The 18,246-nt window shown below is 61.8% G+C and carries 21 protein-coding genes; 7 read left to right on the forward strand and 14 right to left on the reverse strand.

The features are described 5' to 3' along the window. Window positions 1–236 precede the first annotated feature (236 nt). From DU490_RS14530 to queC, 4 genes are read right to left on the reverse strand one after another with little or no spacing between them, the layout of a single operon-like run. Window positions 237–488, reverse strand: coding sequence for a YkgJ family cysteine cluster protein (locus DU490_RS14530; protein ID WP_114574997.1), 252 nt, complete (start codon window positions 486–488; stop codon window positions 237–239). Then, window positions 485–1,330 carry a 6-carboxytetrahydropterin synthase gene (locus tag DU490_RS14535; RefSeq protein ID WP_114574998.1) on the reverse strand — a complete coding sequence of 282 codons (846 nt, stop codon included), beginning with the start codon at window positions 1,328–1,330 and terminating at the stop codon, window positions 485–487. Before DU490_RS14535 ends, DU490_RS14530 begins: the two co-directional genes overlap by 4 nt. Then, on the reverse strand, window positions 1,330–1,974 hold the full coding sequence (gene queE, locus DU490_RS14540) for a 7-carboxy-7-deazaguanine synthase (RefSeq protein ID WP_114574999.1): 645 nt from the start codon (window positions 1,972–1,974) through the stop codon (window positions 1,330–1,332). Before queE ends, DU490_RS14535 begins: the two co-directional genes overlap by 1 nt. Beyond that, window positions 1,967–2,749, reverse strand: coding sequence for a 7-cyano-7-deazaguanine synthase QueC (gene queC / locus DU490_RS14545; protein ID WP_114575000.1), 783 nt, complete (start codon window positions 2,747–2,749; stop codon window positions 1,967–1,969). The genes queE and queC overlap by 8 nt, the downstream gene beginning before the upstream one ends. Window positions 2,750–2,988: 239 nt before the next feature. Here queC and yegQ point away from each other — a divergent pair, with 239 nt between their 5' ends. Then, window positions 2,989–4,416: a tRNA 5-hydroxyuridine modification protein YegQ gene (gene yegQ / locus DU490_RS14550; RefSeq protein ID WP_114575001.1), complete on the forward strand. Its 1,428-nt coding sequence runs from the start codon at window positions 2,989–2,991 to the stop codon at window positions 4,414–4,416. Between the two features lie 492 nt (window positions 4,417–4,908). Here the strand turns inward: yegQ and DU490_RS14555 are convergent, their stop codons facing one another. The 9 genes from DU490_RS14555 to pilB all read right to left on the reverse strand — a co-directional run bounded on the left by DU490_RS14555 (window position 4,909) and on the right by pilB (window position 12,904). Next, a complete protein-coding gene (locus DU490_RS14555) occupies window positions 4,909–5,346 on the reverse strand; it encodes an REP-associated tyrosine transposase (RefSeq protein ID WP_114575002.1) in 438 nt (145 codons plus the stop codon). A gap of 1,341 nt (window positions 5,347–6,687) precedes the next feature. Further along, window positions 6,688–7,563: a DNA replication terminus site-binding protein gene (locus DU490_RS14560; protein WP_114575003.1), complete on the reverse strand. Its 876-nt coding sequence runs from the start codon at window positions 7,561–7,563 to the stop codon at window positions 6,688–6,690. Then, window positions 7,560–7,787 carry a DNA gyrase inhibitor YacG gene (gene yacG / locus DU490_RS14565; protein ID WP_114575004.1) on the reverse strand — a complete coding sequence of 76 codons (228 nt, stop codon included), beginning with the start codon at window positions 7,785–7,787 and terminating at the stop codon, window positions 7,560–7,562. Before yacG ends, DU490_RS14560 begins: the two co-directional genes overlap by 4 nt. Before the next feature lie 34 nt (window positions 7,788–7,821). Then, entirely contained in the window at window positions 7,822–8,439 is a 618-nt protein-coding gene (coaE, locus tag DU490_RS14570) for a dephospho-CoA kinase (protein WP_114575005.1), read from the reverse strand. Between the two features lie 28 nt (window positions 8,440–8,467). After that, complete coding sequence (locus DU490_RS14575; RefSeq protein WP_404872851.1) at window positions 8,468–9,316, reverse strand: prepilin peptidase; 849 nt, start codon at window positions 9,314–9,316, stop codon at window positions 8,468–8,470. A 12-nt stretch (window positions 9,317–9,328) separates the two neighbouring features. Next, window positions 9,329–9,520 (reverse strand): DUF2283 domain-containing protein, encoded by a 192-nt coding sequence (locus DU490_RS14580; RefSeq protein WP_083517494.1) that lies wholly within the window; start codon window positions 9,518–9,520, stop codon window positions 9,329–9,331. A gap of 2 nt (window positions 9,521–9,522) precedes the next feature. Continuing rightward, window positions 9,523–9,789, reverse strand: coding sequence for a DUF4258 domain-containing protein (locus DU490_RS14585; RefSeq protein ID WP_309485747.1), 267 nt, complete (start codon window positions 9,787–9,789; stop codon window positions 9,523–9,525). Continuing rightward, a complete protein-coding gene (locus DU490_RS14590; RefSeq protein ID WP_114575007.1) occupies window positions 9,786–11,018 on the reverse strand; it encodes a type II secretion system F family protein in 1,233 nt (410 codons plus the stop codon). Before DU490_RS14590 ends, DU490_RS14585 begins: the two co-directional genes overlap by 4 nt. Before the next feature lie 104 nt (window positions 11,019–11,122). Next, window positions 11,123–12,904: a type IV-A pilus assembly ATPase PilB gene (gene pilB, locus DU490_RS14595; RefSeq protein ID WP_114575008.1), complete on the reverse strand. Its 1,782-nt coding sequence runs from the start codon at window positions 12,902–12,904 to the stop codon at window positions 11,123–11,125. A 415-nt stretch (window positions 12,905–13,319) separates the two neighbouring features. Here pilB and DU490_RS17665 point away from each other — a divergent pair, with 415 nt between their 5' ends. From DU490_RS17665 to DU490_RS14615, 4 genes are all read left to right on the forward strand, one after another. Then, window positions 13,320–13,697, forward strand: a complete 378-nt coding sequence (locus tag DU490_RS17665; RefSeq protein WP_404872852.1) for a prepilin-type N-terminal cleavage/methylation domain-containing protein — start codon at window positions 13,320–13,322, stop codon at window positions 13,695–13,697. A gap of 207 nt (window positions 13,698–13,904) precedes the next feature. Continuing rightward, entirely contained in the window at window positions 13,905–14,489 is a 585-nt protein-coding gene (locus tag DU490_RS14605) for a PilX N-terminal domain-containing pilus assembly protein (protein ID WP_114575009.1), read from the forward strand. Window positions 14,490–14,780: 291 nt separating this feature from the next. Beyond that, window positions 14,781–15,413, forward strand: a complete 633-nt coding sequence (locus DU490_RS14610; protein WP_114575010.1) for an anti-virulence regulator CigR family protein — start codon at window positions 14,781–14,783, stop codon at window positions 15,411–15,413. A 259-nt stretch (window positions 15,414–15,672) separates the two neighbouring features. Then, entirely contained in the window at window positions 15,673–16,050 is a 378-nt protein-coding gene (locus tag DU490_RS14615; protein WP_114575011.1) for a histone-like nucleoid-structuring protein, MvaT/MvaU family, read from the forward strand. Window positions 16,051–16,197: 147 nt separating this feature from the next. Here the strand turns inward: DU490_RS14615 and DU490_RS14620 are convergent, their stop codons facing one another. Then, window positions 16,198–17,025, reverse strand: coding sequence for an AraC family transcriptional regulator (locus DU490_RS14620; RefSeq protein WP_114575012.1), 828 nt, complete (start codon window positions 17,023–17,025; stop codon window positions 16,198–16,200). A gap of 355 nt (window positions 17,026–17,380) precedes the next feature. Here DU490_RS14620 and DU490_RS14625 point away from each other — a divergent pair, with 355 nt between their 5' ends. After that, a complete protein-coding gene (locus DU490_RS14625) occupies window positions 17,381–17,677 on the forward strand; it encodes a hypothetical protein (protein WP_258801677.1) in 297 nt (98 codons plus the stop codon). Window positions 17,678–17,708: 31 nt separating this feature from the next. Next, window positions 17,709–18,170 (forward strand): hypothetical protein, encoded by a 462-nt coding sequence (locus DU490_RS14630; protein ID WP_114575014.1) that lies wholly within the window; start codon window positions 17,709–17,711, stop codon window positions 18,168–18,170. Window positions 18,171–18,246 lie beyond the last annotated feature (76 nt).

The raw sequence follows: 18,246 nt of genomic DNA on the forward strand, positions 1-18,246 counted from the left end.
CACGGCAGGAAAATACAGCTGTTGGAGCGCTGGTTCCCATCGCGACTGGCGCCGCCAGGCGCCTTGGTAGGCACCACCACGGCAGGAAAATACAGCTGTTGGAACGCTGGTTCCCATCGCGCCTGGCGCCGCCAGGCGCCTTGGCAGGCACCACCACGGCAGGAAAATACAGCTGTTGGAGCGCTGGTTCCCATCGCGACTGGCGCCGCCAGGCGCCTTGGCGGAGGCTGCCGACGTCAGGTCGCCAGCTCCAGGGCGGAGATCCGCTCCAGCGCTCGATAGCGATCGTTGCCGCACAGTGAATGGTCGTAGTCGAAGCGTTCACAAACAGCGGGGCGTCGCGGGTCACCAAACAGCCGGCAAAGGTTGGCGTCGTCTAGCTGTACGCAGCGCACCCCGGCAGGCTTACCCTGGGGCATTCCGGGTATCGCCGAGCTGATCGATGGCGCAATACAGCAGGCACCGCAGCCGGGGCGGCAGGCGCTCAAGGCTGTGCCTCCGCAATCGCCCCCTTGTCGACTCCCTCGAAGGCCTTGACCCGCGTGGCGCGTCCGGTCTCCTTGGTGATTTGTCGTGCCAGCCAGCCGGCGATATATTCCACGGTGGTAGGGTTGGGTAGCGTCAGGCAACGCTCCGTGGGCAGCCGGATCATGAAACGGCCCTGCTCGGCCTGGTAGCGGCTGGTCATCATGCCGCGAACCACGGAATCGGTGCCGGTTGCGATGTCCGCCGCGTCGACCAGGTAGCGATCTCCCAGGCGCTCGGCCCATTCCGCTTCCAGCCCCGGCATGCGCACACCGCGCTGCCAGATATGCAGGCGAGAGCGGTGCCCGTGGGCGATGCGCTGACAGTTGCCGACATGGCGCTTGAGCCCATGGCTATAGGTATAGGCGGCTCCGTCGATCACTTCATCGCGAAGGCGCAGGCGAATGTCGCTGACCCGCGGCGGCGGTCGCTTCATCATCTCCTTCGCTAACAGGTCTGCCAGGCGCTCGGTGGTGATCGCCGGCCACGGCAGCAGGGTAAAGGCCTGCCGCGGGGCGCGAATCTCCATGGCGTAGGGGTGGGTGGCGCGCACGCAGAGCCCTTCATTGCATTCGAAGATGTCCAGCCCGGGCGCCTTCGTCGGGATCAGCAGCGTATGGTCGACGCCGCCATCCAGGCGCGACTTGATCCACGGCTTGACCTCGCCGAAGTCGAACAGCATGCCATCCTCGCCGAGCTCGCCATCGAGCTCGGCATCCACGTGCCAGCTGGCGCCGATCAGGCCGCGCTGCGGGCACCACAGGGAGATATCGAGATGGCTCAGCCGGTTGACGAACAATGTCATCAGTCGAACCCCGCAATTTTGTGGGTTTGCAGCGACAGCCGCCACTGCGGATGGGCCAGGCAGTAGGCCACGGTGGCGCTCATATGGTTTTCCCGCTTGCCCAGGGGCGCGCTGTCCATCGGCTGCAGGAAGAAATGGCGAAAATCGAGCCGCTGAAAGCGCTCCGGGGCTGCGTCCTGCTGGGGGTAGACCAGCTTGATCTCGTCGCCGCCGGTCACCGCCAGCTCCGAGGCCCCCTTGGGGCTGACGCAGAGCCAGTCGATGCCCGGCGGCGGCATGATAGTACCGTTGGTTTCCACCGCCACCTCGAAGCCCTGCCGGTGCATGGCGACAATCAGCGCCTCGTCGAGCTGCAGCAACGGCTCGCCGCCGGTGAATACCACATAGGGAGTCGCAACCCCATCGTGGTCTGGCCACAGCGCGGTCAGATGGGCGGCCAGGGCTTCGGCTTTATCGAAACGACCGCCGTTCTGGCCGTCGGTGCCGAGGAAGTCGGTATCGCAAAAGGTGCAGGCGGCGGTGGCACGGTCCCGCTCGCGGCCCGACCACAGATTGCAGCCGGTGAAACGGCAGAACACGCTGGCTCGCCCGGCCTGGCCGCCTTCCCCCTGCAGCGTATAGAACGCCTCCTTGACGCTATACATCGGACGCCCCTCTGGAAGCCAACGCGGCGGCTTCGGGCCGCTGAACAGTGTCGGCGGCTTCGGGCCGTGTAGAACTGGCGGCGGCTTCGGGCCGCTGTAGATAGCCGAGTGGGTCGCTGACACCATTGGCAGCAAAAGCTTCTAACCGCTCACGGCAGCTGCCGCAGTGACCACAGGCGAGCTCACGGCCCAGGTAGCAGGTCCAGGTGTCGGCGTAGTCGAGCCCCATGGCCAGACCCTCGGCAAGAATTTCTGCCTTGGTCGAACCCAGGTAGGGCGCATTGATCTGCACCGGCTCGAAGTTGGCGATGCCCGCCACCGCATTCATGCGTTCGACGAACTCCGGCCGACAGTCGGGGTAGAGCACATGGTCGCCGCCGTGGGCGCCGTAGTCGACGCGCCCGGCGCCGATATTCACCGCCTTGGCGATGGCCAGCGACAGCAGGATCATGTTGCGATTGGGCACCACCGTGGCGGTCAGGTTGTCGCTGGCGTAGTCGCCTTCGGGCATGTCGCGGCCGGCATCGGTCAGGGCCGAATTGTCGATCAGGCCGTGGATGGCGCGAATATCGACCACCTGATGCGGTACGTCGAGCTCGCGACACACCCTGGCGGCCACCTCGAGTTCGCGGGCGTGGCGCTGGCCGTAGTTGAAGGAGAGGGCGTGTACCGCCAGCCCCTCGCGCAGGGCGCGGTGCAGCACGGTAAAGGAATCCATGCCACCGGAGTAGATCACCACGGTAGCGGGCACGGAAGAAGTATCAGACTGGGTCATTTGAAAACTCGTTGTCGGAGAATTTATCGGGCGGCTTAAAATGAAAGCCGCTGGCCGGGGTCCGGTCCGGCGCGGGCCAAGTTTACGTAACGGGACGAAATCTGGCCAGGACCGGTGCCAGTTGCTAAGATTCTCGCCCCTCATCAAGCACCCAGTGGGCTATCCGAACGAGCGCTGTGGCCTTCCAGCAGAGCGCGTCAGCTAGCACCCGGTGCCATCGTCCTGAAAACGGTGACCTTATGAAAGCCCCTGAACTGCTGTCCCCCGCGGGGACGTTCAAGAACATGCGCTACGCCTTCGCCTATGGCGCCGATGCCGTGTACGCCGGCCAGCCGCGCTACTCGCTGCGCGTGCGTAACAACGACTTCAAGATCGATAACCTGCACAAGGGCATCGCCTACGCCCACGAGCGGGGCAAGCAGTTCTACGTCGCCTCCAACATAGCGCCGCACAACAGCAAGCTAAAGACCTACCTGCGCGACATGCAACCGGTCATCGAGGCCGGGCCCGATGCGCTGATCATGTCTGACCCCGGGCTGATCATGATGGTTCGCGAGCGCTGGCCCGACCAGGTGATCCACCTCTCGGTACAGTCCAACGTGGTCAATTACGCCGCGGCGCGGTTCTGGCAGAAGCAGGGTATCAGTCGCATCATCCTCTCCCGCGAACTGTCGCTGGCCGAGATCGGCGAAATACGCGCCGAGTGCCCCGACCTGGAGATCGAGACCTTCGTCCACGGCGCCCTGTGCATCGCCTATTCCGGCCGCTGCCTGCTGTCCGGCTACTTCAACCACCGCGACCCCAACCAGGGCACCTGCACCAACGCCTGTCGCTGGAAGTACAACACCGTGGCTGCTGCAACCGACGAGACGGGCGACATGGTACCCGCCAACTCCGCCCGCGCCCACGCCGGCAGTGGGGTGTGGACTCCTGATCAAGGTGGGCTGATCGCCTCCGGCGGTGGCAGCGCCGCGTTCGCCGAAGTGGCCGAAAGCACCGCCACCGCCGGTGGCGTGGAAGGCCAGGATGAACTCTCGGCACTGATCGAAGATCGCACCCGCCCGGGCGAGCTGATGCCGGTCTTCGAGGACGAGCACGGCACCTACATCATGAACTCCAAGGACCTGCGCGCCGTCCAGCACGTGCCGCAGCTCACCCAGATGGGTGTCACCTCGTTGAAGATCGAAGGGCGCACCAAGTCCCACTACTACGTGGCACGCACCGCCCAGGTCTATCGCCGCGCCATCGACGACGCTGTAGCCGGTCGTCCCTTCGACATGTGCCTGATGGACGAACTCGACAACCTTGCCAACCGTGGCTACACCGAAGGCTTCTACCGTCGCCACGTCCACGACGAATACCAGAACTACCAGCAAGGCAGCTCCGTCGGCGTGCATCAACAGTTCGTCGGCGAAGTGATGGGCTACGACCCCGGCTGCGGCGTGATGGAAATCGACGTCAAGAACCGCTTCGAAGTCGGCGACGGCATGGAACTGATGCTGCCCGGCGGCAACCGCCGCTTCACTCTCGAACACATCGAGAACAAGCACGGCGAATCCACCGGCGCCGCCCCCGGCTCCGGTCACATCGTCCGCATCCCCATCCCCGGCGAACCCATCGAACCGGAGCGTATCGAATACGCGCTGCTGATGCGGGATCTCGTTTAGGTCGCTGACTTTGTTGGAGCGCCGCTCTGCGTCGCGACTGGCGCCGGCAGGCGCCTCGGCGGAGGCCGCGGCGTCAGCAGTAGCCGCCAGCATCGGCAACACCGCCGGGAGTCCTTCGGCCTCCAGTCGTGATCTGAAGATACTCCTACAGGGTGGTAGTCGCCTGTTATGGCAGGAAAAAGCAGCTGTAGGAGCGCTGCTCCGCATCGCGACTGGCGCCGCCAGGCGCCTCGGCGGAGGCGGCCGAGGTTGGCAGTGGTCGCCACACCGGCAACACCGCCGGGAGGCCTGCGGCCTCCAGTCGTGATCTAAAGATTCTCCTACAGGGTGGTAGTCGCCTGTTATGGCAGGAAAAAGCAGCTGTAGGAGCGCTGCTCCGCATCGCGACTGGCGCCGCCAGGCGCCTTGGCGGAGGCGGCCGAGGTTGGCAGTGGTCGCCACACCGGCAACACCGCGGTCGCGAGCTAAAGCTGCCCCAGCAGTTAATAATCATCAATCCAGCCATATCGCATTCCAATAGGGATACTCCCCGATATTCTCCACCAGCCCAGCCCGTAGCGGATTGGCGACGATATAACGGGCAACGGTTCGAATATCCTCGTCAGATCGCAGGGCGCGGTCGTAATAGCCGGTATCCCATACCCGCAGCCCGACTGACATCGAAACATGGGATTTGTATAGCCTCACGGCATGCGCGAGATTACCTTTCAGTTGCAGCAGCCAGTGGACATGGTCGGGCATGACGACAAAGGACTGTGTCTCGCATTGCGCTTCAAGGGTGGAAATAGAAAACGTACGGCAGGCTTTGCACGCGGTACGAAAATCAGCAAAGAACGGATAGCGACGTCGCGTAACAAGCGTGATGTGGTAATAGTGGCCGGGGATAGAGCGACGGCCTGTTCTGAGAGCGTGCATACCGGGCGTTGTCATTATATAAACTCATGTTGGGCTGGCTCTATTTAGAGTATTTGACTGGGCTAATATGTCGGTAAGCTATTTGCGGATCTTGTTGTAGGCCGTGACCAACAGAGCGTGTAATCATTTTGTGGCGTTTTGTCGCCACACCGGCAACACCGCCGGGAGTCCTTCGGCCTCCAGTCGTGATCTAAAGATACTCCAACAACGGCGTGGCACCGTCGGTGGAGAGAGCAGCTGTTGGAGCGCTCGGTTCGGCGCTCCGAGTCCCCATCGCGACTGGCGCCGTCAGGCGCCTCGGCGGAGGCTGAAACGCTGGCAGTGGTCGCCGGCATTGGCAACACCGCCGGGAGGCCTGCGGCCTCCAGTCGTGAGCTGAAGCTACTCCGACAGCGGCGTGGCAACGTTGGTGGAGAAAGCCGCTGTTGGAGCGCTGCTCCGCATCGCGACTGGCGCCGATAGGCGCCTCGGCGGAGGCGGCCGAGGTTGGCAGTGGTCGCCACACCGGCAACACCGCCGGGAGTCCTTCGGCCTCCAGTCGTGAGCTGAAGCTACTCCGACAGCGGCGTGGCAACGTTGGTGGAGAAAGCCGCTGTTGGAGCGCTGCTCCGCATCGCGACTGGCGCCGATAGGCGCCTCGGCGGAGGCGGCCGAGGTTGGCAGTGGTCGCCACACCGGCAACACCGCCGGGAGTCCTTCGGCCTCCAGTCGTGAGCTGAAGCTACTCCGACAGCGGCGTGGCAGCGTCGGTGGAGAGAATCGCTGTTGGAGCGCTGGTTTCCATCGCGACTGGCGCCGATAGGCGCCTTGGCGGAGGCGGCTGAGGTTGGCAGTGGTCGCCACACCGGCAACCCCGCCGGGAGGCCTTCGGCCTCCAGTCGTGATCTGAAGCTACTCCAACAACGGTGTGGCAGCGTCGGTGGAGAGAATCGCTGTTGGAGCGCTGGTTTCCATCGCGACTGGCGCCGATAGGCGCCTTGGCGGAGGCGGCTGAGGTTGGCAGTGGTCGCCACACCGGCAACACCGCCGGGAGTCCTTCGGCCTCCAGTCGTGAGCTGAAGCTACTCCTACAGGGTGGTAGTCGCCTGTTATGGCAGGAAAAAGCAGCTGTTGGAGCGCTGCTCCGCATCGCGACTGGCGCCGATAGGCGCCTTGGCGGAGGCCACGGCGTTGGCAATGGTCGCTGGCACTGGCACTGGCAACCCCGCCGGGAGGCCTGCGGCCTCCAGTCGTGATCTGAAGATACTCCTACAGGGTGGTAGTCGCCTGTTATGGCAGGAAAAAGCAGCTGTAGGAGCGCTGCTCCGCATCGCGACTGGCACCGATAGGCGCCTCGGCGGAGGTGGTAACCCTTTTTCACGCACTCCGGTAGCGGAAGACTCTCAGGCTGGGGAGGAAGGGGGTCTCTTCCAGGCGTTCGTCGCTGCGCCGGGCGCGGGTGCGGGTTTCCGGCGGTGCGGCGGGGGGCAGGTTGTGGTCGGGCAGGCGGCCGCGGGGGGTGGGCAGAAAGAGGGGCAGGGCGACGTTCATGGCGCGCCGGGTGCGCCCGTCGTCCAGCGGTTCGGTGTAGAACAGGTTGGCGCGCATCAGCGGTGCCTGGCTCTGCACCTGGGCGAGGGGTTCGTCCGCGGGCAGGCCGGCGAGCTTGCGCAACTGGATGCGCACGTGGGGCGCGTCGGTGTCCAGCGTCATCAGCTTGTTCTCGACATCGCCCACGCTGAGCCGCTTGATCGAGCGGCCGCTGGAATACCAGGCCAGGCGTACCCGTGCCACCGGGGCTTCGGCCACGGGAATGGCTCGCCAGCACTGCTTGAGGTGCAGCCGGGCGAGGCCGCTGCCGCGCAGGTGATCGTGAAGCTCGGGATGTCGAAACGGCAGCACCGCCTTGGCTTCGAGCAGCAGTGGCGGGTGGTGGTCGCGGATATGGGCCAGCTGTCTGGCGAATTCGGCCTTGGCGCCATTCACCGCGGCGACCTTCTCCAGCAGGATGTCGTCGGCGGCGACCAGCCCCACATGGCTGCGAGTGGCGCGGCCGTCCTGGCCATCCTGATACCAGAAGTCGAGCAGGGCACGGCGTAGCCATGCCTCACTGGCATCGGCCTGGAAGGCCCAAGCTTCAGCAGGCGAGCGGCTATAGGCCGCCAGCAGTTCCTCGCTGCACTCGATCAGCGCATCGAAGGCCGCTTCCAGCTCGGCCAGCAGGCGGTAGGAGGGCGCCGGCGCCGTGCTCACCGGTCGTCGCCTCGCTCGGCCCGGGCCAGCCACTCTTCGATGTTGTGCTCGTCCATCGCTGGCTCACCGGCGATACGGTGCGATTCGTCGGCCCAGGCACCCAGGTCGAGCATCTTGCACCGCTCGCTGCAGAAAGGGCGGTAAGGGTTTTGTTCGCTCCATTCCACCTTGGTCTTGCATTGGGGACAGGCGACTTTCAGGGGACGTTGGTTCGGTTGGCTCATGAATCCGTTAGGCGTTGGTGGGTATAGGGACATTCTAGCGCCCTCGGGCCAACTCACGATACAGGCGATCCAGCTCTGCCACCTGGGCCTTCAGCCGGGCTTCATCGCCGCCGTTGTCGATCACGTCGTCGGCCCGGGCCAGGCGCTCGGCGCGGGGCATCTGCGCGGCGACGATGGCGCGGGCCTGGTCCTCATCGACATCGTCACGGGCGGCGGTGCGGGCGATCTGCAGGCTTTCCGGCACGTCGATCACCAGGCAGCGGTCAGCCATCTCGCTCTGGCCTGACTCGAATAGCAGCGGCGAGACCAGCAGCACGTAGGGCGCGCCTTCGGCCTGCAGCCGTTCCAGGTGGGCGACGATGCGCTGCCGAATACGTGGGTGCGTCACCGACTCCAGCCATTTGCGCTCGGCCGGGTCGGCGAAGACGATCTCGCGCAGTGCCCGGCGGTTGAGGCTGCCGTCTTCCTGCAGCACCGGCCGGCCCTCCTCTCGGGAATAGCGTTCGGCGATCTCGGCAAGGGCCGGTTCGCCGGGCTCGACCACTTCGCGGGCCACGTCGTCGGCATCCACCCAAGGGGCGCCCAGCGCCGCGAACGCCCGTGCCACGGTGGACTTGCCCGAAGCGATGCCGCCGGTCACGCCAATGATCACATGAACTCTCCGTGAATTCGGGATGGAATCAGAGCATCACGCCGAGATAGAGCGCCATCAGCGGCTCGCCTACCAATAGCGCGATCCAGCCGGCCATGGCCAGAAAGGGGCCGAAGGGCATCGGCGCGCCGCGCAGGCGGGGAATGGCCAACTGTGCGAGCACACCAACGATGGCACCGACGCCGGCGGACAAGATCAGCATCATCGGCAAATACTGCCAGCCCAGCCAGGCACCCAGCGCCGCCAGCAGCTTGAAGTCGCCGAAGCCCATGCCCTCCTTGCCGGTCACCAGCTTGAACAGCCAGTAGAAGCTCCACAGCGACAGATACCCGGCCATGGCGCCGATCACCGCATCGGAGAGCAGCAGCGGCTGGAACAATAGCTGGTAGAGCAGCCCCGCCCACAGCAGCGGCAGGGTGACGATGTCCGGCAGCAGCTGGGTGCGCAGGTCGATCACCGCCAGTGCCAGCAGTGAAAGGCAGGCACCGAAGATGAACAGCCCCTGCCAGGTGGGGCCGTGCAGCGCCAGCACCGCCAGCGCCAGGGCGCCGCCGGCCAGCTCCACCAGGGGATACTGCGGGCTGATGCGCCCTTCACAGTTGGCGCAGCGGCCGCGGCGCTTCAGCCAGCCGATCACCGGCAGGTTGTCGTGCCAGGCGATGGGCGTTTCGCAGCGGGGGCAGATCGAGCGCGGTACCATCAGGTCGAAGCGCGGCGGGGTCTCGTCCGGCAGCTCCAGCGCCTCGCGGGCCTCGGCCCGCCAGCCCAGCATCAGCATTACCGGCAGGCGCACGATCACCACGTTGAGGAAACTGCCCAGGCACAGGCCCAGGAAGGCCACCAAGGGCCAGAGAAGGGCGGGGGGAAGGTCAGTCAAAATAATTCCTTATCAAGCTGCCTCACTTTTCAGCAAGGGCCAGGCGCCTTGCTTGGAGGCATCGAGAATTACCACTTCCACTATACTGCCATCATCGGCATAGCTAACGTGCGTATGCCAGTCCTGTGACACTTCCTTTACGATAGGCTTTTCTGATAGATGCAGTACAAGGATGTCATCAGCTTCGTCGTAAGTGGTTCTCACTGTTACTCCTCCCAGCTGAAGTGGTGCATGATCGTCTTTACGACGAGTCTATCTTCGAGCACCACTGCCGCACAAATCATGTTGTCTTGCCTATCGGCGACGCTCATGGCAATCCAGAGCCGCATGGAATCCTTATATCGAGTATCTCCGATATCCAGCAACTCGAGTAGTAAGGCTTCAGGTATGTTGCGCTCAGCCATACGCTCGCGAGCATGACGCGTAACATGCACATGGCGTGCAAACCGTTGGCAATACAGTGCTTCGCTCACAACACCGTGCCGAGTTCAAATATCGGCAGATACATGGAAATAACCAGGCCACCGACCAGTACCCCAAGCACCACGATGATCAGGGGCTCCAGCAGCGAGGTGAGGGCGTCGACCTTGTTGTCGACCTCCTCCTCGTAGTAGTCGGCCACACGGTTGAGCATGGCGTCCAGCGAGCCGGACTCCTCGCCGATGCCCACCATCTGCACCGCCAGGGGCGGGAATTGCTCGGTCAGGCGCATGGCGAAATGCAGCTGCTGGCCGGTGGCGACATCCTCGCGGATCTGACGGGTGGCGCGTTCGTAGACCAGGTTGCCCGCCGCACCGGCGGCGATGTCCAGCGCCTCGACCATGGGCACACCGGCCCCGTAGGTGGTGGCCAGGGTGCGTGAATAGCGCGCCACCGACGACTTGTCGAGGATATCGCCGATTACCGGGATCTTCAGCGAGAACTTGTGCATGCGATAGGCGAACGCCTTGGAGCGCTTCATGCCCTGGCGCATCAGGTAGACAAAGGCCACCACGATACCGATGCCCCACAGCCAGTACTGCTGGGCGAATTCCGACATGGCGATGGTCATGCGGGTCATGGCCGGCAGCTCGGCGCCGAAGCCATGAAACAGGCTCTCGAACTGGGGCACCACCTTGATTAGCAACAGCGCCGTGACGCCGATACCCACAGCGATGACCGCAATGGGGTACCACAGCGCCTTCTTGACGCGCCCTTTTAGCGACTCGATCTTCTCCTTGTAGGTGGCGATCCGCTCGAGCATGCGGTCCAGAGAACCGGAGCTCTCGCCGGCCTCCACCAGGTTGCAGAAGAGATTGTCGAAATGGTTGGGGTGCTGGCGCAGTGCCTGGGAGAAGCTCGACCCGGCAGCCACCTCGTTCATCATCTGCTGCACCACAGCGCTCATGGCCGGCTTGCGGATGCTTTCAGCGACCACCTGGAAAGCCTGCAGCACCGGCACCCCGGCGCGAATCATGGTCGCCATCTGGCGGGCGAACAGCATGATGTCCCGCGGCTTGATGGTACCCATGCCGCCGCCGAACCCACCCTTGCGGCGCACGTTCTTGACGATGATGTTCTGGTTGGCCAGCTCCCGCTCCACCTCGGATTTCTGGGCTGCCACCACCTCGCCACGTACCAGGCGCCCGCCCGGGCCTTTTCCCGACCAGTTCCAGCGGTAGAGTTTCAGCTTCCGAGGCGCCTTCGCCGTTCTGGTTGCCATTGGGATTCCTGCTGCGTAGGAGAAAAGTAATGATGTATTTTTAGGGATTCCCGTCATCAACCGCTATATCGACTCGTTTGTCAGTTGATTTAGTGTGAACTCACTCAATCTTTCGTTACACGGTTGACCTCAGTCAAGCTTGTAATGCCCTGCATCACCTTCACCAGGCCACTTCGGCGCAGGTCCGGATGGCCTTCCTTGCGGGCCAACTGGTCGAAATCCATGGAGTTACCCTGGCGCATGATCAGCTGGCTCATGGCGCTGCTCACCGGTACCACTTCGTAGATGCCCACCCGGCCCTTGTAACCCAGGGTGCAGTGCATGCAACCCACCGGCTCGTAGACAGTGGCGCTGCCCACCTCCAGGTCGGTGAAACCCTCGCGCAGCAGCGCCTCGCGGGGAATCTCCACGGGCTGCTTGCACTGCTTGCACAGCCGACGCGCCAGTCGCTGAGCAATGATCAGGCTGACCGAGCTGGCGATATTGAAGGGTGGCACGCCCATGTTGGCCAGGCGGGTCAGGGTTTCTGCCGCCGAATTGGTGTGCACCGTGGAGAGCACCAGGTGCCCGGTCTGGGACGCCTTCACCGCGATCTCGGCGGTTTCCAGGTCGCGAATCTCGCCGACCATCACCACGTCCGGGTCCTGGCGCAGGAAAGCGCGCAGGGCACTGGCGAAGTCCAGCCCGATCTTGGGCAGCACATTGACCTGGTTGACCCCCGGCACCTTAATCTCCACCGGGTCCTCCGCGGTACAGATATTGCGCTGCACCTCGTTGAGAATGTTCAGGCCGGTATAGAGCGTTACCGTCTTGCCGCTGCCGGTGGGGCCGGTGACCAGGATCATTCCTTGGGGGTGGTCGAGCACCGTTTCGTAGAGCTTTCGCTGCGCCGGCGTGAAGCCCAGCGCATCGATGCCGATCTGCGCCGAGGCGGGGTCGAGGATACGCAGCACGATCTTCTCGCCGTACACCGTGGGCAGCGAGTTGACGCGAAAATCGATGGAACGGGTCTTGGAGACCTTGAGCTTGATGGCACCATCCTGAGGCAGGCGGCGTTCGGAGATATCCAGCCGTGCCATCACCTTCAGGCGCGCGGCGATGCGCGCGCGCATGGAGAAGGGCGGGCGTGCCGCTTCCAGCAGCATGCCGTCGATACGCATGCGCACCCGGTAGCTGGTCTCGTAGGGCTCGAAATGAATGTCCGAAGCGCCGCGGCGGATGGCATCGAGCAGGATCTTGTTGACGAACTTGACGATCGGGGCATCGTCGGCGCCACTATGCGCGGCGTTCTGGCCTGCCTCTTCGCTGAGGTCCACCCCCTGGTCGAATTCCAGCTCGCTGACCGCATCGTCGACCCCGGCCAGGTCGTCCATCATGCTGGTCTCGTTCTGGGCCAGGTAGGCCTCCAGCACCGGCAGCAGCTGGTCGACGGGGCAGAGCACCGCCTCGATGCCCAGCCCGGTGGCAAACTGCAGCTCATCGAGCTGGGCCAGAGTCGAGGGGTAGGGCACCGCCACTGTCAGGCGGTGGGAGCGGCGCATCAGCGGCACCACGCACAACTCGCGCAGCAGCTTTTCGGGGTACTCGCTGGAAGGCGGCAGGCTGGCCAGGCGCAGGGCGTCCAGGTCGACGATGGGCAAGCCATATTCCCAAGCGGCGCACAGGGTGCCCTGGCGGGCGGTAACCATGTTGGCATCGATCACATGTTGAAGCAGCGTGACCTCGGTTTCGCGCGCCTCCTGTTCGGCACGTTCCGCCGCGGGGCGTGACAAAAGGCCATATTCCACCAGGCGCTTGGCCAGGCCATGCAGGCCTTCGGCTGCCTGCATCATGGCGGTGGAGTCATCGGCAGTGCCGGCTTCCGAAAAGGGGCGGTTACTGTTCATGGCGCCTCTGTCGTTGGGCCGCATGGCGGGTGGCAATAGGTGAATGGAATACCAATATACTAGTCCTTCGCCTGGTGCCAGCACAGCGCTGATCTAACGTGGACTCAACCCTGGTATCAACCCGCTGGTACATTATCATGAGTGATGATTGTGAGGCAGACGCATGTTGACCTTGCACGTTGCCAAAGTGTAATTTAGTGTAAGTCATAAGGTGTGGTTTCAGTCACGGTCCGCATCACAACGAAAGGGGCGTTCGCCCCGGCTGCAGGTCAGGGCTTGTCGCAACCGGACGACACCGCTGCAGAAAAGCAAGACAAGAAATAAAGCAAGAAAGACAGAAAGACAGAGACAGCAACCGGAAGCCTGTGGCTTCCAACCAAGGCCACGACCGGGCACAGAGCAGGGGAATAGGGCGATGAACATGATGAAAGAAATGCAGAACCAACGGGCAACCAGGAAGGGCCAGGGCGGCTTCACACTGATCGAGCTGCTGATCGTGGTGGCGATCATCGGCATACTGGCGGCGATTGCGATACCGCAGTATAACAATTACTTGGATAGAGCTTCTGCAAACGCTTGCCAAGGCCAGCTTGTCGCATCAAGAAATGTCTATCTTGCAGAGTTGACTCAGGATGATGATGCAGTAATGGCTGTCGGAGGGGATGCCTGTGAAAGTATTACGGGGATTCCTGCGGCCGGTGTGGTGACGGGAACTGTGAATGCAAAGTCTCCACGCGGAGCTGATCTTGCTCTTAATGTCGAAACTGGACAAACAACCAATAGTCTTAATTAAATTGTAATTTTGATAGATAATAAGGTGACGTCCCTTTATTGTCTAGATTAAGCATAGCGGCCGGCATCATGCTGGCCGCTTTTTTGTACATGGCCTTTAGCGCCAGGCTGGTGCAGTAACCGTAGCTGTGCACGCCTCCCGAATGGACGTTCACGGCTCATGGCGTACAGTTACGTATCTTAGCGTAATCATATCGTCGTGTCGGAGATGAGGCTTTCTGGCTCAAAACAGCAGGGCGCTGCCCTGATAGTGGTGTTGGTCCTCCTGACCTCCTCGCTTATGGTGGGTGTGTCGGCCATGCAGGGCAGCCTGCTCAACGAAAGGCTGGCGGGTAACTACCGTGCTGCCGCTCAGGCGCAGATGGCCGCCGAATCCGCCGCAGTTGAGCTCAGCAACTACCTGCAGCAACTTCAAACGACTCCCGGCAACGTGACATCCGTTCTCGCTAACCTTCCCTTCCACGACGGGTTGCAAGCCCCGCAAGACGACTGGGCGGCGTGCCGTGGTGAGTTTTGCTGGGAGGACGCCGCCGTGAGCCCGATAAACCTGGCGCCTGGAAGAGCAAGGTTGTTGCCTTGCCGCGATGAGGACAATGGCGATGACTCTCATATTCTTATCGAAGGGCAAGCCGGCCACATAGATACCCCTACCGTATATCGCCTTGATGGCACTCGATCCGCTCTTTTCACCCAGCCGCCTGGCTGCCACCAATTTTTATTGCTGGCATTGCCGCGGATGCGGATATATCAGTGGCCCTCTTCTAGGCAGTCGCGAATCGGTGCGACGGATTAGCAGGGCAACAGCGACCCGAATTGGCCGGCTATCTACTTCGATCACTTGCAGGGTAAGCCTTCGTCGGCCTTGTTACGTTCTCCAAGGCCGAGTTGATTGCCACTATGGCAATCGATCTATTCTCGGACCTGGAAATGACACGTGCTGGGGTTTTGACAGCTCTAGCGCCAACGGCTTTCTTAGAGATGGCTGAATGCACTAGTTCTGGTAAGCCTGTATTAGCCAACTTCCATCTTCCCTGCGCATTCACCGCCTAGACTGTCGATACGTGCCCCACTGGAGGTCGACAGTATGAAAACGCGTAATGGATTGACGATACTTGCCGCTGCCACGCTCAGCCTGGCGTTGGCTTCTACCCAGTTGCAGGCGCAGCCGGTGGAGCCCCGTGGGCAAGGACAGGGCCAGGGTCAAGGTCAAGGGCAGGGCAACAGTCAGCGTGGCCAGGGCCAGGAGCATCGTAAGGAGCATCGCCAAGAGCATCGCCAGGGGCGAGGTCAGGCAAGTGAGCGCCGCCAGCAGGTTACCGAGGATGGCGAGCGCCGCGAATGGCGCCGGGATGGCGAAGCGCGACGTGAAGGCCGCGGCGACTGGGAGCGCGAGCGCCGCTCCGGCAGCGATGGTTTTCGCGATGACTATCGTGAAGGGCCAAGAATCGATGAGCGGGAGATACGGCGCTTCTTCGGCGAGCGACGTGAGTGGATCGACGTCGATCGCTCACGCGATAGCCTGCCGCCGGGCATTCGCATGAACCTGGAGCGCGGCAAGCCGTTACCGCCGGGAATTGCCAAGCAGTTTGATGGCCGCCTGGCTCAAGACCTGCCCCGTTACGAAGGTTATGAGTGGCGCCGTGCTGGGCCTGACGTGATACTGGTGGATATGGTCAATGATGTCATTTACGAGGTGCTGCGGGACATTCTTTACTGATCGTCTAAAGCAGTGATTCGCTCGCGCAGGCATTTGTGCAGTGTTCCCTTGACTATCAACAGCCGCCCACAGGGCGGCGTTTTCGTTTCCGCACTAAGTCGCTTGATCGTTGACGCCTCAATATTTGCCGGTTGCCACCTACTTTGGCCAAACTGATGTAACGTATAAAAAATAGGCTTACATATTGTCATAAGGCGCTGCTTGATGTATTTATAGTCTCCGCATCCTGTAAATTTTCTCGACCCAAGGAATACACATCATGTCTCTTCTCAGTGAATTCATGCAGAAAGAGCAACAGCTCAAGCAGCTCCAGGCCGAAATGGATCGGCTGCAGAACGATGATCGCCTGAAGGCCGAGCTGGCATTCAAGGACAAGCTTGAAGCACTGATGCGCGAATTCAACAAGAGCTCTGCTGACGTCATCGGCCTGCTGGACCCGCAGGGTAACAAGCCAGCTACCGCCAAGTCTTCGCCGGCAGCCGGTGGTCGTCGCAAGCGCAAGCTCAAGATCTACAAGAACCCGAACACCGGTGAGGTCGTGGAAACCCGCGGCGGTAATCAGAAGACGCTGAAGGCGTGGAAAGACGAGCACGGTTCCGACAAGGTCGAGAGCTGGCTGGTACGCGTCGAGGAGTGATCGTCTCCTCCGCGCTGAATTGATAGCCACTGGATTGGCAGCAGTAGAACAGTTTCAAGCGCCGGGCCCAGTGGGCCCGGCTGTTGTTAATTTCCAGCTTTCAATCTCGGTGTTCAAGAACTGTTGAGATGGCTTTGCTGGCACCAGTCAAGGGCGCGTGACAAACACCGGTAGTAGTACTTCGGCCCCTTGCTGCAACAGTCGTACCTGAGCGGGTTCGCCGCTGGCGTAGCAATGCTTTTTAGCCAAACCCTCCCTTACCAGGTACTGCAAGGCATCGGGAATCTCTTCCGGATTTTTTACCGTAAGGCGGGCGTGACGCTGCTCCGGTAATTCCAGCACTCGAAAGGAAGCCGGGATGGCTAAACCGTCTGCGGCCTGCTGATCGATTAGCGGCCCGATATCGATGCGCTCAAATTCGCAGGGAAGGGGCGTGCTATGGAGAACGGCAATGGTGGGGGCTTGTTTGATTCGTTCGGGTAGAGTCTCGGCTCCTTTGGCTAGATGTGCCCACTTGTGGAGGTTGGTAAGGCTGCTGGCACCGCTCTTCTGATAGAGGCGGGTTACCAGCGCCTGTCGAGGCGGCAAGCTACGAATATCGAAGTCTGGCGGGGCGCCACTGTGACCCTGGCAGTAGGTGGGAGAGCGTAACTTAAAGCGTTGAGTCTGCCGGTATTGGCGGGGCGTTTGGTGATAGCGCCGCTGGAAGGCGCGGCTAAACGCCGAATGGTTTTGATAGCCGCTCCTGATGGCGATGGTATGAATGCTGGAGGGTGTCAGTGCGAGTAGGCGCGCGGCTTTTTCCAGTCTCAAGGTGTCGCGATAGGCACTAGGCGAGAGACCGAAGCACTGTTTGAACCTGCGGCGTACCTGTGAGGTCGAATAACCGAGTCGATTGGCGAGGTCATCGATTCCCAACTGGCTAGTCAGGTGGTCCTGCAGCCAGATTTCCGCTCGCATCATCTCGTTGAACATTAGCTGGTCCCTTGCGCTGGATCCTGCAGTAATTCTTGACTACTGCTTCCATTTTATGTTGGCGCTTTCTAGTGGCGCCGCTGGGTGGTCACATAGTTGTTCCAACCCGAAGTATTTATTGGTTTTATGCATCCCTTTATGCGCTGTTGCGGTTGTCGAAGGCAAGTTTGGTGACGGGAGTTGATCGTTTGTGCATAATTTGTAGTCTAGCTGTAAATTCAGATTAACAAAAAATGCAAATAGTTATCAATGCCAGTCGAGCGTTCCCGGCTTCGCTCCGAGAATCAATGGCGGTATACTCATCAACAGACATTAAATCGAGTGCTGGTCGGTACTTGAGCTTTAACGGAATCTAATGAAACAACACAAACCCAACCGACACATGGACGAGCGCGAAAAGCTGCGCAAGTTTCGTGAACTGGACGACGCCTTCGCCGAAGCGCTTCGCGAGCTGGAAAAGCCCAGCTCACGGCTCGTCATCCCCACCGGTCCGCCGGTTCGCAGCCTGGCGGAACAGGAAGCGGATGACGAGCAGGCTCGCCAGCATCTCTTTGAAGAGCGGCTAAAAACGCTGATGAGCGAATACGCTCAACCCAGAGATAGCGTGGCCGTTCTGCTGCGCACAATGCAGTCACTCGGCCTCATTGCTTGAATGGCTGCCTGAGTCGCCGCCTGAGTCGCATATGACCTATTTCGTCGTGATGGGCAGCCTGGCGCTGTCTGTCTTGTTCACCTTTAGCTGGGCGCTATGGCGCACGGCTCGCTGGGCCAGTTCCAGCTTGCCCGGCGGTGGGCGCCGCAAGGGCGCTACTCGCAAGCCGGCCAAGCGTCCCGCGCAAGCCAAAACACGCAAGCCCGCCCCCAAGGCTGCCGCGAAACCCGTCAAGAAGCCTTCTGCGAAAGTCAGGCGTGGACCCAGCCGCCTGACCCAGTGGCTGGCCGGATGGCAGGCGGCACTACCGCTGGCTGTGGTCACCACGCTGATTTACCTCGTCGCCCGGCTGGTCGAACACGGTATGAGCTTTCGTCCGCCCCACACCGTGCCCGGCGGCTTCCACAGCTTGATTATCGTGCTCGGTTGGGTCGCCGCGGCAATGCTCACCCTCGCGCTGATCAACCGGCTCGCCGCCTGGCGCTGTCGTTGAAGCCGCGTTTTATTCCCAAGTACCACCGCGGTGGTAGAGCATTCCAACCGACTCCCGTAGAATCGAACGATTAGCT

It is taken from the genome of Halomonas sp. DQ26W, assembly GCF_003339685.1.
In the GTDB taxonomy this organism is placed as follows: domain Bacteria; phylum Pseudomonadota; class Gammaproteobacteria; order Pseudomonadales; family Halomonadaceae; genus Halomonas.

What these genes read in the sequence shown, in the direction of transcription:
- DU490_RS14535 (WP_114574998.1), bottom strand. Translation starts at nt 1,330, where the DNA reads ATGACATTGTTCGTCAACCGGCTGAGCCATCTCGATATCTCCCTGTGG.
- DU490_RS17665 (WP_404872852.1), top strand. Translation starts at nt 13,320, where the DNA reads ATGAACATGATGAAAGAAATGCAGAACCAACGGGCAACCAGGAAGGGC.
- DU490_RS14630 (WP_114575014.1), top strand. Translation starts at nt 17,709, where the DNA reads ATGACCTATTTCGTCGTGATGGGCAGCCTGGCGCTGTCTGTCTTGTTC.
- DU490_RS14610 (WP_114575010.1), top strand. Translation starts at nt 14,781, where the DNA reads ATGAAAACGCGTAATGGATTGACGATACTTGCCGCTGCCACGCTCAGC.
- yacG (WP_114575004.1), bottom strand. Translation starts at nt 7,787, where the DNA reads ATGAGCCAACCGAACCAACGTCCCCTGAAAGTCGCCTGTCCCCAATGC.
- DU490_RS14620 (WP_114575012.1), bottom strand. Translation starts at nt 17,025, where the DNA reads ATGTTCAACGAGATGATGCGAGCGGAAATCTGGCTGCAGGACCACCTG.
- DU490_RS14555 (WP_114575002.1), bottom strand. Translation starts at nt 5,346, where the DNA reads ATGACAACGCCCGGTATGCACGCTCTCAGAACAGGCCGTCGCTCTATC.
- DU490_RS14615 (WP_114575011.1), top strand. Translation starts at nt 15,673, where the DNA reads ATGTCTCTTCTCAGTGAATTCATGCAGAAAGAGCAACAGCTCAAGCAG.
- pilB (WP_114575008.1), bottom strand. Translation starts at nt 12,904, where the DNA reads ATGAACAGTAACCGCCCCTTTTCGGAAGCCGGCACTGCCGATGACTCC.
- yegQ (WP_114575001.1), top strand. Translation starts at nt 2,989, where the DNA reads ATGAAAGCCCCTGAACTGCTGTCCCCCGCGGGGACGTTCAAGAACATG.
- queC (WP_114575000.1), bottom strand. Translation starts at nt 2,749, where the DNA reads ATGACCCAGTCTGATACTTCTTCCGTGCCCGCTACCGTGGTGATCTAC.
- queE (WP_114574999.1), bottom strand. Translation starts at nt 1,974, where the DNA reads ATGTATAGCGTCAAGGAGGCGTTCTATACGCTGCAGGGGGAAGGCGGC.
- DU490_RS14625 (WP_258801677.1), top strand. Translation starts at nt 17,381, where the DNA reads ATGAAACAACACAAACCCAACCGACACATGGACGAGCGCGAAAAGCTG.
- DU490_RS14605 (WP_114575009.1), top strand. Translation starts at nt 13,905, where the DNA reads ATGAGGCTTTCTGGCTCAAAACAGCAGGGCGCTGCCCTGATAGTGGTG.
- DU490_RS14590 (WP_114575007.1), bottom strand. Translation starts at nt 11,018, where the DNA reads ATGGCAACCAGAACGGCGAAGGCGCCTCGGAAGCTGAAACTCTACCGC.